General features: G+C 69.3%; 14 protein-coding genes. 10 read left to right on the top strand and 4 right to left on the bottom strand.

Annotated elements, in window-relative coordinates; translation table 11 throughout:
• On the top strand, positions 1-720 hold the full coding sequence (locus tag AB0F81_RS32190; protein ID WP_360203315.1) for a ComF family protein: 720 nt from the start codon (positions 1-3) through the stop codon (positions 718-720).
• 281 nt (positions 721-1,001) lie between these two features.
• The gene (gene raiA / locus AB0F81_RS32185; RefSeq protein WP_360203313.1) at positions 1,002-1,616 is read left to right on the top strand and encodes a ribosome-associated translation inhibitor RaiA; all 615 of its coding nucleotides are present in this window, start codon (positions 1,002-1,004) and stop codon (positions 1,614-1,616) included.
• Here the strand turns inward: raiA and AB0F81_RS32180 are convergent.
• Entirely contained in the window at positions 1,599-2,690 is a 1,092-nt protein-coding gene (locus tag AB0F81_RS32180; RefSeq protein ID WP_360203312.1) for a GNAT family N-acetyltransferase, read from the bottom strand. The two genes, raiA and AB0F81_RS32180, sit on opposite strands and share 18 nt — an antisense overlap.
• Before the next feature lie 184 nt (positions 2,691-2,874).
• Between AB0F81_RS32180 and secA the strand changes: the two genes are divergently transcribed.
• Positions 2,875-5,781 (top strand): preprotein translocase subunit SecA, encoded by a 2,907-nt coding sequence (gene secA / locus AB0F81_RS32175; RefSeq protein WP_360203311.1) that lies wholly within the window; start codon positions 2,875-2,877, stop codon positions 5,779-5,781.
• Positions 5,782-5,903: 122 nt separating this feature from the next.
• Here secA and AB0F81_RS32170 read toward each other — a convergent pair whose 3' ends face one another.
• Together AB0F81_RS32170 and AB0F81_RS32165 are read right to left on the bottom strand one after the other, a co-directional pair.
• Positions 5,904-6,488: an Rv3235 family protein gene (locus tag AB0F81_RS32170; RefSeq protein WP_360203348.1), complete on the bottom strand. Its 585-nt coding sequence runs from the start codon at positions 6,486-6,488 to the stop codon at positions 5,904-5,906.
• Positions 6,489-6,602: 114 nt separating this feature from the next.
• Complete coding sequence (locus tag AB0F81_RS32165; protein WP_360203309.1) at positions 6,603-6,830, bottom strand: helix-turn-helix domain-containing protein; 228 nt, start codon at positions 6,828-6,830, stop codon at positions 6,603-6,605.
• 199 nt (positions 6,831-7,029) lie between these two features.
• Here AB0F81_RS32165 and AB0F81_RS32160 point away from each other — a divergent pair, with 199 nt between their 5' ends.
• Complete coding sequence (locus AB0F81_RS32160) at positions 7,030-7,491, top strand: hypothetical protein (protein ID WP_360203346.1); 462 nt, start codon at positions 7,030-7,032, stop codon at positions 7,489-7,491.
• Here AB0F81_RS32160 and AB0F81_RS32155 read toward each other — a convergent pair.
• Entirely contained in the window at positions 7,443-8,420 is a 978-nt protein-coding gene (locus tag AB0F81_RS32155) for a hypothetical protein (RefSeq protein WP_360203308.1), read from the bottom strand. The genes AB0F81_RS32160 and AB0F81_RS32155 overlap by 49 nt on opposite strands.
• 97 nt (positions 8,421-8,517) lie before the next feature.
• Here AB0F81_RS32155 and pruA point away from each other — a divergent pair, with 97 nt between their 5' ends.
• The 6 genes from pruA (at position 8,518) to AB0F81_RS32125 (ending at position 14,626) form a co-directional block, all read left to right on the top strand.
• A complete protein-coding gene (gene pruA / locus AB0F81_RS32150; RefSeq protein ID WP_360203306.1) occupies positions 8,518-10,146 on the top strand; it encodes an L-glutamate gamma-semialdehyde dehydrogenase in 1,629 nt (542 codons plus the stop codon).
• Positions 10,147-10,427: 281 nt separating this feature from the next.
• Positions 10,428-10,943 carry a PadR family transcriptional regulator gene (locus AB0F81_RS32145; protein ID WP_360203305.1) on the top strand — a complete coding sequence of 172 codons (516 nt, stop codon included), beginning with the start codon at positions 10,428-10,430 and terminating at the stop codon, positions 10,941-10,943.
• A gap of 93 nt (positions 10,944-11,036) precedes the next feature.
• Complete coding sequence (gene prfB / locus AB0F81_RS32140) at positions 11,037-12,149, top strand: peptide chain release factor 2 (protein ID WP_360203304.1); 1,113 nt, start codon at positions 11,037-11,039, stop codon at positions 12,147-12,149.
• A gap of 140 nt (positions 12,150-12,289) precedes the next feature.
• Positions 12,290-12,970 (top strand): cell division ATP-binding protein FtsE, encoded by a 681-nt coding sequence (gene ftsE, locus AB0F81_RS32135; protein WP_196414913.1) that lies wholly within the window; start codon positions 12,290-12,292, stop codon positions 12,968-12,970.
• 66 nt (positions 12,971-13,036) lie between these two features.
• Positions 13,037-13,912, top strand: a complete 876-nt coding sequence (gene ftsX, locus AB0F81_RS32130; protein ID WP_360203302.1) for a permease-like cell division protein FtsX — start codon at positions 13,037-13,039, stop codon at positions 13,910-13,912.
• A gap of 87 nt (positions 13,913-13,999) precedes the next feature.
• The gene (locus tag AB0F81_RS32125; RefSeq protein ID WP_360203300.1) at positions 14,000-14,626 is read left to right on the top strand and encodes a hypothetical protein; all 627 of its coding nucleotides are present in this window, start codon (positions 14,000-14,002) and stop codon (positions 14,624-14,626) included.
• The last annotated feature ends 76 nt before the right edge of the window (positions 14,627-14,702 follow it).

Raw genomic sequence — 14,702 nt, 5'->3', positions numbered from 1 at the left:
ATGCTGCCCGCACTCTTCGGTGAACTGGCCGACCTGGTTCTGCCGGGCGCCTGTGCCGGGTGCGGGGCGGAGCGCGTGCGGCTGACGTACGGCACCTGCGCGGCCTGTGTGGCGGCCCTGGAAGCCCTGCGACCGCACCCGGCCGCGCCGAGTCCACCCCCGCCCGGGTTTCCGCCCTGCGCGACCGTCGGGCCGTACGAGGGGCCGCTACGGGGTGCGCTGCTGGCGTACAAGGAGAAGGGCCGGCACCGGCTCGCCCGGCCGCTGGGAACGCTGTTGGCCGGCGCGGTCGCGGCGGTCGCGCCGCGTGACCGCCCGGTGGTGCTGGTGCCGGTGCCCTCCACCGCGGCGGCCCGCCGGGAACGGCACGGTGATCACATGGCGCGCCTGACCGGGCACGCGGAACGCCGTCTCCGATCGGCCGGTTACACCGTGTCGACCGTTCAGCCGTTACGGGCTCTACCCCGGCCTGACTCCACGTCGTTGAATGCTTCCGAACGGTTGATCTCCGCTGTCAATTCGCTGCGAATCAGTCCACGAATCGGCGTTCTGCGGCGCGGCAGCCGGATGAGAGGCACGCTTGTGGTGACGGATGACATCGTCACCACCGGTGCCACTCTGGCCGCGGTGGTACGCCGTCTCGAGGAGGCTGACATGCAGGTCACAGGGGCTGCGGTGCTGGCAGCGACGCAACTGCGCAGGACTACTCCCGGTATTTGAGGGCCCGGCCTCCGGTTTACCGATAGAGGCGAAAGTCAGCCGTCAGTTATCCCAAACGTGTGGTGACGGGCGGGCATAGGCGGGTTAGCGTCTAGGTGACGAGGGTAAGCGGACCGGCTTACCCGGCCACCGGAGCGCCGACAGGGCCTGGTTCGCCGCACCGGAAAGGAGTCGTCTCACCCACGTAGGCCGCGTCGGTGGCAGTCACGCGGCGTTTTCCCTGAGCAACACCTGCGCCGTGGTTCGGCGCCAGCCAGCAAACACGTTGGGGGAGGTCACGAGTGGACATTGTCGTCAAGGGCCGCAACGTAGAGGTTCCCGACCACTATCGAGAGCATGTCGCCGACAAGCTGAGCAAGGTCGAGCGTTACGACCAGAAGCTGATGAGGGCGGACGTGGAGTTGTTCCACGAACGCAATCCGCGACAGTCCGACACCTGCCAGCGGGTCGAGATCACCGTCATGACCAAGGGACCGGTGATCCGCGCCGAGGCACAGGCACAAGACTTCTATGCAGCCCTGGACTGCGCGATCAACAAGCTGGATGCCCGACTGCGCCGCTCTGCCGACCGGCGCCGCGTCCACCGCGGCCGGCACGCCCCGATGTCGGTGGCAGCCGCGACCGCCAACCTCCCCACCGATCTGACCGGTGGCGTCGCCACGCTTGCCGAGCCCTCCGTCGAGACGGAGCTGGCCGAGCACGACGAGAATCAGCCGTGGCGCATCGTGCGGGAGAAGGAACACGTGGCGGAACCGATGACCGTCGACGACGCGCTCTTCCAGATGGAGCTGGTCGGCCACGACTTCTACCTGTTCCTGGACAAGGACAGTGGCCGCCCCAGCGTCGTTTACCGACGCCGGGGCTACGACTACGGCATCCTAAGTCTCGCTGTGTGATCCACCCGCGCTGGAGGCCTGCGCGAGCAGGTCTCCAGCCAGCAGCACGTACTGGACGTCGTCGACGCGGACGCCGTCCTGGCCCGGCAGGCGGGAGCGCTGGTATGCCTCCCGCTGGAAGCCGGCTTTCTCCAGCACCCGCTGCGAGCCGATGTTGGTCGGCAGCGCGCCCGCGATCAGGCGCACGATCCCGGTCTCCGCGAAGGCCCAGAGGGCGACCAGCTGCGCGGCCCGGGTGGTCAGCCCGCGGCCGCGGAACGCCGGCAGCATGCTGTAACCGATCATCGCCTGGGCGAGCGGCGGCTCCTGGTAGTAGAGGCCGATCTCGCCCGCCGGGGTCCCGGTCTCGGCGTCGATGATGATCAGGTCGGCGCGGGTGCCGGAGAGCCACTGCGCCTCGGCCCGGGCGCAGCGCCGGCGGATCTCGTCGGCCGGCATCGGCACCGGCGGCACGCTGGTCGCGATCACGTCCGGCAGGGTGTGCAGCTCGATGTAGAAGTCGACGTCCGACTCGCCGAGCGGCCGTAGCGTCACCACGCCGTCGGTCAGTTCGCCACCGGGCAGGTCCGGGAGCAGGCGGGCGGCCGGCTCCCGCGGGTCGCCGGCCAGCCGGGTGTAGACCAGCATGTCGTCGCGGCCGCCGGCGCCGTTCGGCACGGCCCCTCGGCGTACGCCCTCGCGCGTGTAACCCGCCGCCATCGCCACCCGCTGGGCCGCCGGGTTCTCCCAGTGGATCAGCAGCTCCAGCCGTTCCAGACCGGAGCCGAAGGCGAGCCGGTCGAAGGCCCGCAGCGCCGCGGTGGCCACGCCCCGCCGGCGCGCCCAGGGGGCGACCCAGAACGTCACCTCCGCCTGGCCCCGGCCCGGAGCCGCGGCGTTGAGCCCGATGGCGCCCAGCACCTCGTCGGTGTTCTCGTCGGCGATGACGTGATTGGCGGCCGACGGCTCGGCGTCGGCGCGCGCGAACCGGCGGTACACCGGGTCCTCGTATGCCTTGGCGAGTACCGCCGCATCGGCCGGACGGTACTCTCGCAGCCGGATTCCACTGCCCTGCTCCCACTGGTCCTGGTCCACGGGATCATCCTTGCCGGGACTCGCCCGGGCGCCAAACTGGTTTGAACCTCTCGGCGGCTGCGCTATCAGCGAACTCAGCGCGACGTTTCGTGCTTTTTGTGCGTTTCACCGGAGGCTCGGGTCACAGGTCTAGGGCAGAGGTGCCTACGATGGTCCGGCAGACTGTCTAGGGGAGCGTTGACCCGTGTCGATATTGGAAAAGATCCTCCGTGCCGGCGAAGGCCGCATGGTGCGCCGTCTCAAGGCGATCGCGGACGCGGTCAACTCGATCGAGGACGACTACGTCGACCTGACCGACGACGAACTGCGCGAATGCACCCAGCAGTTCAAGGACCGCTATGCCGATGGCGAGTCACTGGACTCGCTGCTGCCCGAGGCGTTCGCGGTGGCCCGGGAGGGCGCCAAGCGAGTGCTCGGCCAGCGGGCGTATGACGTTCAGCTGATGGGTGGCGCCGCGCTGCACTTCGGCAACATCCCGGAGATGAAGACCGGTGAGGGCAAGACCCTGACCGGTGTGTTCCCGGCCTACCTCAACGCGTTGAGCGGCAAGGGCGTGCACATCATCACGGTGAACGACTATCTCGCCCAGCGTGACGCCGAGTGGGTCGGCCGGGTGCACGTGTTCCTCGGCCTGACCGTCGGCGTGATCCTGCCGAACCGGCCGGCCGCCGAGCACCGCGCGGCGTACGAGTGCGACATCACGTACGGGACGAACAACGAGTTCGGCTTCGACTACCTGCGCGACAACATGGCGTGGTCGAAGGCGGAGCTGGTGCAGCGCGGGCACAACTTCGCGATCGTCGACGAGGTGGACTCCATCCTCATCGACGAGGCCCGGACCCCGCTGATCATCTCCGGCCCGGCCGAGCACTCCGCCCGGTGGTACGGGGAGTTCTCGCAGATCGTGAACCGCCTTCAGCCCGGCAAGGACGGCGAGGGCGACTACGAGGTCGACGTGGCCAAGCGGACCGTCGCGATCACCGAGCGCGGTGTCGCCAAGGTCGAGGACCGCCTGGGCATCGACAACCTGTACGAGTCGGTGAACACCCCGCTGGTCGGTTACCTGAACAACGCCATCAAGGCCAAGGAGCTCTACAAGCGCGACAAGGACTACATCGTCAGCCCCGAGGGCGAGGTCCTGATCGTCGACGAGTTCACCGGCCGCATCCTGCACGGCCGCCGTTACAACGAGGGCATGCACCAGGCCATCGAGGCGAAAGAGGGGGTGGAGGTCAAGCAGGAGAACCAGACCCTGGCGACCGTCACCCTGCAGAACTACTTCCGCCTCTACGACAAGCTCGGCGGCATGACCGGTACCGCGCAGACCGAGGCCGGCGAGTTCAACAGCGTCTACAAGGTCGGCGTCGTGAGCATCCCGACGCACCGTCCGATGATCCGGATCGACCACCCGGACGTCATCTACAAGACCGAGCGGGCCAAGTTCAACGCGGTCATCGAGGACATCGCCGAGCGGCACGCCACCGGCCAGCCGGTGCTCGTCGGCACCGTCTCGGTGGAGAACTCCGAGATCCTCTCCACCCTGCTGCGCAAGCGCGGCATCCCGCACAGCGTGCTGAACGCGAAGTTCCACGCGCAGGAGGCCACGATCATCGCGCAGGCCGGCCGGAAGGGCGCGGTCACGGTCGCCACCAACATGGCCGGTCGTGGTACCGACATCCTGCTCGGCGGCAACCCGGAGTTCCTCGCCGCGGCCGAGCTGCACCAGCGCGGCCTCGACCCGGTGGAGAACCCGGAGGAGTACGCGAAGGCGCTCGAGGAGGTCCTGCCGAGCGTCAAGGAGGCCTGCGACCAGGAGGCCGCCGAGGTCCAGGCCGCCGGTGGCCTCTACGTGCTGGGCACCGAGCGGCACGACTCGCGCCGCATCGACAACCAGCTGCGTGGCCGGTCCGGCCGGCAGGGTGACCCGGGCGAGTCCCGGTTCTACCTGTCGCTGCAGGACGACCTGATGAAGCGGTTCCGGGCCGGCGCGGTCGAAGCGGTCATGGAGCGCTTCAACATCCCGGAGGACGTGCCGATCGAGTCCAAGATGGTGACCCGGCAGATCCGCAGCGCGCAGACCCAGATCGAGGCGCAGAACGCCGAGATCCGGAAGAACGTCCTCAAGTACGACGAGGTCATGAACAAGCAGCGCCAGGTGGTCTACGCCGAGCGCAAGCGGGTGCTCGACGGCGAGGACATGCACGACCAGGTCACCCACATGATCGACGACGTCATCACGGACATCGTCTCGGTGGCCACCGCCGAGGGGTACGCGGAGGACTGGGACCTCGAGCAGCTCTGGACCGACCTGAAGCGGCTCTACCCGCTCACTCTCACCCTCGACGACATCATCGAGGAGTCCGGCGGCGAGCGGAACACGATCGACCGGGACTTCCTGATCGAGCAGCTGCGGCAGGACGCTCAGGCGGCCTACCAGGCTCGCGAGGAGGAGCTCGGCGCCGAGGCGCTGCGGGAGCTGGAGCGTCAGGTGCTGCTCGCGGTCATCGACCGCAAGTGGCGCGAGCACCTCTACGAGATGGACTACCTGCAGGAGGGCATCAGCCTGCGGGCCTACGCGCAGCGCGACCCGGTGGTCGAGTACCAGCGCGAGGGCTTCGACATGTTCAACCAGATGATGGAGGGCATCAAGGAGGAGGCGGTCGGTTTCGTCTTCAACCTGGAGGTTCAGGTCGAGGAGCAGCCCACCGTCACCGTCGACCCGAGCCAGGCCTACGAGCTGCCCAAGGTCGGCACCGACGAGACGCCCGACGAGCCCGAGCACGAGCGGGTCGAGGTGCACGCCAAGGGCCTCGGCGGCCCCGGCCGCCCGCAGAACCTGCAGTACACGGCGCCCGCGATCGACGGCGAGGCCGGCGACGGCCGCCCGGTGATCCAGCAGCGGCCGACGCCGCCCAGCGCCATCGGCCCGGGTGGCTCGCCCATCCCGGCCAGCCCGGCGCACACCGGTGGCCGGCACTCCGCCCGCTCCGGCGGCCAGGCGGAGTCGAGCGGGCCGTCCCGCAACGCGCCCTGCTACTGCGGCTCCGGCAAGAAGTACAAGCGCTGCCACGGGGCGCCCGGCGCGGCCTGATCCCGTCAGCTGACGACAGGTGGCCCGTCCACCGGCATCCGTGCCGGCGGGCGGGCCACCTGCTTTCGGGTCGTCGGGCCGGAGCGCCCGCCGCCTGTGCCGCTCGCCGGACGCTCCGGGGTTCAGATGAGGCGTAGCGCGGTGGCGCTCCAGCTCTGCTGGTGCAGCTCCAGGCGCAGCGCCATGGCCCAGGTGCGCTCGCCGGTCACCAGGGCCACCGCGGCCTCCACCGCGCCGGGACGCGGCTCGCAGAGCCGCAGGCGCAGCACCGCCACGGGCGCCGGCCGCCGTGGCCGCCGGCCGCCCACCCGGCTCGTGGCGCGCAGCTCGGCCACCCGTCGTGCCCCGGCGAGGCCTTCCGCCACCACCTCGGCTGCCGCGCTGGGCATCGCGAGCCGGCGCAGGTGCGCGGCCGGCCGGTATCCGTTGAGGACCTCGACGCACAGGTGCACGAAGCGGCGGACGGCGAGTTTCGCGTCGGTCGAGGCGCCGGCCACCACCGGGGGCCGGGGAGCGGGGCGTGTGCCCTCCGCGGCCGGCGCGGGGCGTGGGACCTGCCGGGCCGACCAGTCCAGTGGCAGCTGCCGCGCCGACGCCCAGACCTGGGGAGTCAGCTCGTCGTCGAACGGAGGTTCATACCGAGGGACCGGGCGCAGGCGGATCGCCGGCCGGTGCCCGGTGGATGCCATCTCGATCGTCGAGCGCATCGCCACCGCCAATCCTTGCGTTTGCCTCTGTTTGCCTTCGATGGCTGAAGTCTTGCCGCTCGACGGGAGGCCGGTCAAGCGAATCCCGTCAATCCGGGAAGAGGCGCAAAAGGCTCATTCCGGCTCGCGTTCGGTCAGCGGGTTGGCACGCACCCACGCGGCCGTCTCCGCGTACTTCTGCTGGATGTACTCCTCCAGCCTGGCGCGCTCGACGCGCCACTGACCGCGCCCACCGATCTTGATCGCGGGCAGCTCGCCGCTGCGCACCATGTGATAGACCTGCGAGTCCGAGACGTTCAGCTCGGCCGCGACGTCGGACAGCAACAGAAACCGGGACTCCACACCCTCAGTTTGCCACCGTTTGCCTTCGCTGACGTTCCCGCGGTTCGCGACTCCCGGGTCACCACGATCCGGAGACGCCTGGTGAAATGAGGCCTGCCCGGCCCGCGGTGGCGGTTGTAATGACCCGGGACGTGATGTGCAGGAGGAGAAAGTGCCGATCACCGAGCTGGTCCGGGTCTACGTGCCGGCCACCCTGCCGATGCTGGCCGCCCTGCGCACCTCCGGGCAGCTGGGCGACGGCGCGATGGTCGCCCACGCGGTGACCCCCGCGCTACGCGAGTGGTACGCCGAGGGCGACGAGGAGGAGCTGGAGTACGTCGCCTTCACCCGGGCCGCCCAGGGCGCCCTGCAGCTGCTGCGGCACGACACCGCCGCCCCGCGCCGCCGGGTCGTGGTTTCGGCCGACGTGCCGGCCGCCAACCTGCAGCGGGAGGACACCGAACTCGGGTCGAGCACGGTTCGCCTGCCGCAGCCGGTGCAGCTGAAGGAGCTCGCCAGCATCCACGTCGACGGCACCGACGCGGCCGAGGCGGTCGCGGCCGCGGCCGACGTGGTGGAGGAGGCGCTGGCGGGGGACCCCGACGCCCAGTTCACCGTCGACGGCGCCGAGGATCACGAGCTGGAGTGGTACGCCGTCTCCGAGCTGGACGAGTTGGTCTGAGGGTCGTCCTCCTCGTCCTCTTCCTCCTCGTCGTCGGCGGGGGACAGCGTCCGTCCGACCGCGAGGATCGTCGTGATCGCCCCGACGAAGAGCACCGCCAGCGCGCTGTTCAGCCGCGCGGTGCTCAGGATCTCCTGCGCCAGCTGGTCCATCGGGCTGACCTTCCCGGCCAGCTCCAGCACCTCTGAGCCGGCGGTGCGCGACAGCACCTCCCCGATCACCAGGATCAGGCCGGGGCCGGCGCCGGCCAGCGCGTACATCGGCCAGCGCACATCCGCGCCGTCGGCGTGCCGCCGGGCGCGGCGCAGCACCGCGTAGCCGATCAGCCCCGCCGCGAGGCCACTGAGGGCGGCCTGGCCGTAGGTGAACCACTGTGCCGCGTTCGCCGAGGACTCGGTGTCGCCCGCGCCGAGCAGGTCGAGCACCGGGTTCTGGAAGAGGTTCAGCACGAAGCCGATCACGAAGACCCCGACCGCGGCGGAGCAGGCCGCGGCGATGACCGGCGGGATCCGGAACCCGGCGACCGCGCCGCCGATCGTCGCGGCCGCGGCCACCGTGCCGCCGACGATCGCGTAGAGCGACCCGGCGGTGTTGATCGTGATGATCGGCAGTGCGCTGAGGACACCGACGAGCAGGCCCGCACCGGTGGCGACGGCGAACCGGACGGTCGCGCCGAGCGTCCGGCGGCGGCTGAGCAGGGTGAGCACCAGAAGCGCCACCGCGGCGCCCGCGACCAGGTCGGCCGAGACCGCGCCGGGCAGTGCGTACGCCGTGGAGGTGACCTCCATCTCGGCGTTGCCCCGGCTGGTGATGGTGACCCGGGCGGACCAGAGCATCGCGGCCGCCCAGGCGAGGGCGGCCGCCGCGAGCAGCGCCACGGTGAGCCGGGACTCCTCGACGGTCTCCGGGGCGGTCGGGCGGTCAGTCATGGGGGTCAGGGTAACCGGCGAACCTGCGGCATCCCGATCGGCCGGGCCTGAGGTGCGAGGATGAGTGAACAGCGCCCCTCGACGTGGAGGAGTTCGCATGGACGCCCTGTTCTCCGTTCCGGCTCCCCGGAACGAACCGGTCCGCGGCTATGCGCCGGGCAGCCCGGAGCGCGAGTCGCTTCAGGAACGGCTGACGGCACTGCGCGGCGACCAGGTCGATCTGACGATGACGATCGGTGGCCGGCACCGGATGGCCGACGGCCCGCCGATCGAGGTGGTGCAGCCGCACCGGCACCGTGCGGTGCTCGGGGTGACCGGCAACGCCTCGCGGGCCGACGCCGCGGCGGCGGTGGCCGCGGCCAAGGAGGCCGCGCCGATGTGGCGGGCGCTGCCCTACAACGAACGGGCGGCGGTCTTCCTGCGCGCTGCCGAGCTGCTGGCCGGCCCCTGGCGGGACACCCTCAACGCCGCCACCATCCTGGGCCAGTCGAAGTCCTGCTACCAGGCGGAGATCGACTCCGCCTGCGAATTGATCGACTTCCTGAGGTTCAACGTGCACTTCGGGGAACGGCTGCTGGCCGAGCAGCCGGAGTCGTCGCCGGGTGTCTGGAACCGGTTCGACCACCGGCCGCTGGAAGGCTTCGTCTACGCGATCACCCCGTTCAACTTCACCGCGATCGCCGGCAACCTGCCGTCCGCGCCGGCGCTGCTCGGCAACACCGTGATCTGGAAGCCCTCGCCGACCCAGCAGCTGGCCGCGCACTTCACGATGCGGCTGTTCGAGGCGGCGGGCCTGCCGCCCGGCGTGATCAACATGGTGACCGGGGACGGCCTGGCGGTGTCCGACGTGGTGCTCGCCGATCCGGATCTGGCCGGCATCCACTTCACCGGCTCGACGACCACCTTCCGGCACCTGTGGCGCACGGTCGGCGAGAACATCGACCGCTACCGCACCTATCCACGGCTGGTGGGGGAGACGGGTGGCAAAGACTTCGTCTTCGCACACCCCAGCGCGGACGCCGGCGCGCTGCACACCGCGTTGCTCCGAGGGGCGTACGAGTACCAGGGGCAGAAGTGCTCGGCGGCGTCCCGTGCCTACGTGCCCCGCAGCCTCTGGGAGGGCGGCCTGCGTGACCAGCTGGCGTCCTCAGTCGCGGCCGTCCGCTACGGGGACGTCACCGACCTCTCCACCTTCGGCGGCGCCGTGATCGACGGCCGGTCGTTCACCCGGCTGGCCGGCGCCCTCGACCGGATCAAGAACAGCGACTCGTGCACTGTGCTGGCCGGCGGGGTTGCCGACGACGCCGAGGGCTGGTTCGTCGCACCCACCCTCGTGGAGGGCACCGACCCGACCCACGAGATGTTCACGACGGAGTTCTTCGGGCCGATCCTGGCGGTCCACGTCTACGCCGACGACGACTTCCGGTCCGCGGTGGCCCAGGCGGACGCGGCCACGCCGTACGCGCTCACCGGCTCGATCTTCGCCACCGACCGGTCGGTGGTGGAGTGGGCGCAGCGGGAGTTGCGGTTCACCGCGGGCAACTTCTACATCAACGACAAGCCGACCGGGGCGGTGGTCGGGCAGCAGCCGTTCGGCGGCGCGCGGGGCAGCGGGACCAACGACAAGGCCGGTTCGATCCTGAATCTGCTCCGGTGGGTGTCGCCGCGGACGATCAAGGAGACGTTCGACCCGCCGACTTCGTGGCGTTATCCCCACATGGGATGAGCCTTCAGTCCGGTCTAAGGGTGCGGTTGGGGCGGTTGGACGGGATTGTCTGGTTTTGCACGGCGATTCGGTATACTTTGCCCGATTCCTGCCTTGCACGTGCCGTCTGACCGTTTGGATGCTCCATTTTACCTGGTCAACCACCGGTCAGGCGGCAAAACGCCCGTCACCGACGCTCGTTGTCGGACTGTCTGTGCGGGACAGTCGTTTGTGGAGGCGCAAACTGGACGGATCAGGCGAAATCCTGGACGGCGGCGTTACAAAGTGGCAGCTTAGAAGGCATGCCCGACTTCCAAATCAATCCGACGGCGGCTGCCCTCCTCGGGCTCCTTCATGAGGGGCCGATGACCGGTGGTCAGCTGATGGCGGCTGCCGAACGCCGCCTCGGGCCCTACTGGTCGATGACGCGGAGCCAGGTCTACCGCGAATTACCCGTTCTGGCCGAAATGGGGTATGTCCGTCTCGGTAAGCCGGGCCCCCGGTCCAGTCAGCCCTATGCGATCACCGCCTCCGGCAAGCGAGCCTTCAGCCGGTGGCTCACCGAGTCTCCCGGTCGCGACGCGCTGCGCAACCCGGTGGCCCTGCGGGTCGCCTTCGGTCAGCAGCACAGTGGCGATCAGTTGCAAGAGCTCTACACCAGCGCCAACGCCTACCACTCGGAGGCCATGGCGATGGCGAAGGAGCAGGCCAAGGAGGCCAAGAAGAACGGCGATCCGTACGGCGCCGCGGCGCTGGAGTTCGCGGTCGCCTATCACAAGGCCGCTCTCAGCTGGCTCAAAGCCGTCCCGACGGGCTGATCAACTCGGCCCGCCCCGCGACGGAGAACCGATGCGAACCCAATGGCCACCGCCCGGCCGTCTCACCGGCCGGGCGGCGTAGTCTTGAGTGTCGTGACCGCTGCCGACTTTCCCGAGCAACTGAAGACCCTCGACGCGACCCTGCGCAACATCGAGAACGTCCTGGACGTCGACAAGCTGCGCCGGGACAAGGCGGACCTCGAGGAGCAGGCCTCCGCACCGGACCTGTGGGACGACCAGGCCCGTGCGCAGGAGGTGAACAGCCGCCTGTCGTACGTGTCGGGAGAGATCTCCAAGCTGGAGCGCCTGCGCACCCGGCTGGACGATGCCGGGCTGCTGCTCGAGATGGCCGAGGACGAGGGTGACACCGGCTCGATCGCCGAGGTGGGTGACGAGCTCGTCGCCCTGACCAAGGCCATCGAGGAGATGGAGGTCCGCACCCTGCTCTCCGGTGAGTACGACTCCCGCGAGGCCCTCGTCGCGATCCGGGCCGGCGCCGGTGGCGTCGACGCCGCCGACTTCGCCGAGATGCTGATGCGGATGTACCTGCGCTGGGCCGAGCGCCACGGTTACCCCACCGAGGTCTACGACACGTCCTACGCGGAGGAGGCCGGCCTCAAGTCCGCCACCTTCACCGTCAAGGTGCCGTACGCGTATGGAACCTTGAGCGTGGAGTCGGGCACCCACCGGCTGGTCCGGATCAGCCCGTTCGACAACCAGGGCCGCCGGCAGACCAGCTTCGCCGGTGTCGAGGTGATGCCGGTGGTCGAGCAGACCGACCACATCGACATCCCGGACAACGAGATCCGCGTCGACGTCTACCGGTCCTCCGGCCCCGGCGGGCAGAGCGTCAACACCACCGACTCGGCGGTCCGGCTCACCCACATCCCGACCGGCATCGTGGCGTCGTGTCAGAACGAGAAGTCGCAGCTGCAGAACAAGGCGGCCGCGATGCGCGTCCTCCAGGCTCGCCTGCTGGAGCGTAAGCGCCAGGAGGAGGCCGCCAAGATGGCCGATCTCAAGCAGGACACCACCGGATCGTGGGGCGACCAGATGCGTTCGTACGTCCTGCACCCCTACCAAATGGTGAAAGATTTACGGACTGAGCACGAGGTCGGCAACCCTTCGTCGGTCTTCGACGGCGACTTGGACGGATTCATCGAGGCGGGCATCCGTTGGCGGAAGCAGAATCAGATCGCCGCATGACGGAACCCGTCACTGTCCGCCACCTCGCCTGAACACTCGGTCAGGCGGGAAGTGCCCGGTTTAGCTGTTACCGCAGGTGGCAAATATTCCGGGCCCCGGCGGACTTGGCGATTTCGTTACACCGCGTAGACTCCAGTCCCGTGATTCAGCTCGAGAACGTGACGAAGACGTATCCGAAGGCGTCTCGGCCGTCGTTGGACAATGTCAGCGTCGGCATCGAGAAGGGTGAGTTCGTCTTCTTCATCGGCCCCTCCGGTTCCGGCAAGTCGACGATCATCAAGCTGCTGCTCCACGAGGTCGCGCCGACCCGTGGCAAGGTGGTGGTGAACGCCAAGGACGTGACCACGCTCCGGTCCTGGAAGGTTCCGCACTTCCGCCGGTCGATCGGTTGCGTGTTCCAGGACTTCCGCCTGCTGCCCAACCGCACCGCGTACGAGAACGTGGCGTTCGCGCTCGAGGTGATCGGCAAGACCAAGGCGGTCGCCCGGCGTGTCGTGCCCGAGGTTCTCGAGCTGGTCGGCCTCGGCGGCAAGGAGCACCGGTACCCGCACGAGCTCTCCGGTGGTGAGCAGCAGCGTGTCGCGGTCGCCCGGGCGTTCGTGAACCGCCCGCTGATCCTGCTGGCCGACGAGCCGACCGGTAACCTCGACCCGGACACGTCGATCGAGATCATGCGACTCCTGGACCGGATCAACCGGACCGGTACGACGGTCGTGATGGTCACCCACGACTCCAACATCGTCAACCAGATGCGCCGGCGGGTCATCGAGATCGAAAGCGGGCGGATCGTCCGTGACCAGGCGCGCGGTGTCTACGGTTAGGCCCGGCTCCGCCCACGTATCGACAGCTGCAGTTCAGACACGCGGAGTCCTGGAAGGATCCCCCCGATGCGCGTGAAGTACGTCCTCAGCGAGGTCCTGGTGGGCCTGTGGCGCAACGTCACGATGACGGTCGCCATGATCATCACCATGTCGGTCTCGTTGACCATGCTCGGCGCCAGCGTGCTGATGTACATGCAGGTCGACCAGATGAAGGACTTCTACTACGACAAGATCGAGGTCTCGGTCTTCCTGGCCGACGACGTCGACGAGGGTCAGAAGGCCGCGATCAACCAGGCGATCGACTCCAGCGCGCTCGTCGCGGAGAAGACGCACGAGACGAAGGAACAGGCCTTCGAGCGGTTCAAGCTGCTCTGGAAGGACTCGCCCGACTTCGTCAACGCGATCAACGCGGACAGCCTTCCGGAGTCCTACCGGGTGAAGCTCAAGAACCCGGAGCAGTACGAGGACTTCGCGAAGCAGATCGAGGGCCTCGCCGGCATCCGGCAGGTCATCGACCAGCGCACCCTGCTCGACAAGGTGTTCAACATCTTCAACTCGATCCAGGTGATGTCGCTGGTCGTCGCGGCGGTCATGGCGTTCGCCGCCTTGCTGCTGGTCGGTAACACGATTCAGGTGGCGGCGTACAGCAAGCGGCGCGAGGTCGCGGTGATGAAGCTCGTCGGTGCGTCGAACTGGTTCATCCAGGCGCCGTTCGTGCTCGAGGCGGTCGTCGCCGGCCTGATCGGTGCGATCCTCGGTTTCGTCGCGCTCTTCATCGGCAAGGTGGTCCTGCTGGACAACAAGCTCCAGGCGCTGACCACCATCCTCACGCCGATCCCGGACGGCAACGTCTGGCTGATGCTCCCGCTGCTGGCCGGCGTGGGTGCTCTGGTCAGTGCCGTCACCGCGTGGGTCACCCTGCGCTTCTACCTCAAGGTCTGACGTTCCGAACGGCCGCGAACCGAAGGTTCGCGGCCATCGGGCGGTTTGCGGCTTTCCGCGGCATTAGTCGGAGTACGGTGACTCCTCGTGGGGTATCGCCGATTTCTCGCCGCCTGCCTCTGCCTGTTGAGCCTCGCCGGGACGGTTCTGTTCGCCCCGGCGCCGGTTGCGGCCGACCGGGGCGACGACGCCGCCCGTGCGGTCCGCCGGGCCGAAGCGCTCCTGGAGAGCGCCAGCGCCACCGCCCGCGCCGCGGCCCGCAACCTCGCCCACGCCACCGCCGCCCTGCCGGCCGCCCAGCACAAGGTGGCCACCACCCGCGGGGTGGTCGCGGCGACCCGCGTCGAGGCGAACACCGCCCGCCAGCGCGCCGACGCCGCCCGTCTGGCCTACCGCCGGATCGCCGACCGCTACACGAGCGCCGCCGACCGGGTGCAGGACGCCCGGGAACGGGTCGACGAGATCGCCCAGGCCAGCTACATGGGCAGCGGCTTCGCCCGGCTCAACGTCCTCGTCTCGGCCAGCGGACCGCAGGACCTCATGGACCGGCTCGGGCTGGTCGACCAGCTCATGGATCACGAGCGGGCGGAGGTCCGTACCCTCGTCGGGGCTCGCCGGGAAGCTCGCGTCGCGCACGACCGGGCCGGCGCCGCGAAGCGCGCCGCCGAAGATCTGGAAAGAGCGGCCGTCTCCAAGCCGAGCCGGGATCGGTGAGCTCTTCGCCGAGGAGGTGCGCTACTGCGACCCGATCGCCGCGGTCGAGGGCCGGGACGCGCTGCACGCGCTGATC

This window comes from Actinoplanes sp. NPDC024001 (assembly GCF_040638955.1).
Classification (GTDB): domain Bacteria; phylum Actinomycetota; class Actinomycetes; order Mycobacteriales; family Micromonosporaceae; genus Actinoplanes.
The sequence above is the reverse complement of the archived record's forward strand: the minus strand, read 5'-3'. Positions and strand labels throughout refer to the sequence as shown.

Coding starts and splice junctions, on each gene's coding strand:
- ftsX (WP_360203302.1), top strand. CDS start 13,037: ATGCGCGTGAAGTACGTCCTCAGCGAGGTCCTGGTGGGCCTGTGGCGC.
- AB0F81_RS32155 (WP_360203308.1), bottom strand. CDS start 8,420: ATGACTGACCGCCCGACCGCCCCGGAGACCGTCGAGGAGTCCCGGCTC.
- AB0F81_RS32170 (WP_360203348.1), bottom strand. CDS start 6,488: ATGCGCTCGACGATCGAGATGGCATCCACCGGGCACCGGCCGGCGATC.
- pruA (WP_360203306.1), top strand. CDS start 8,518: ATGGACGCCCTGTTCTCCGTTCCGGCTCCCCGGAACGAACCGGTCCGC.
- AB0F81_RS32145 (WP_360203305.1), top strand. CDS start 10,428: ATGCCCGACTTCCAAATCAATCCGACGGCGGCTGCCCTCCTCGGGCTC.
- AB0F81_RS32160 (WP_360203346.1), top strand. CDS start 7,030: ATGCTGGCCGCCCTGCGCACCTCCGGGCAGCTGGGCGACGGCGCGATG.
- AB0F81_RS32190 (WP_360203315.1), top strand. CDS start 1: ATGCTGCCCGCACTCTTCGGTGAACTGGCCGACCTGGTTCTGCCGGGC.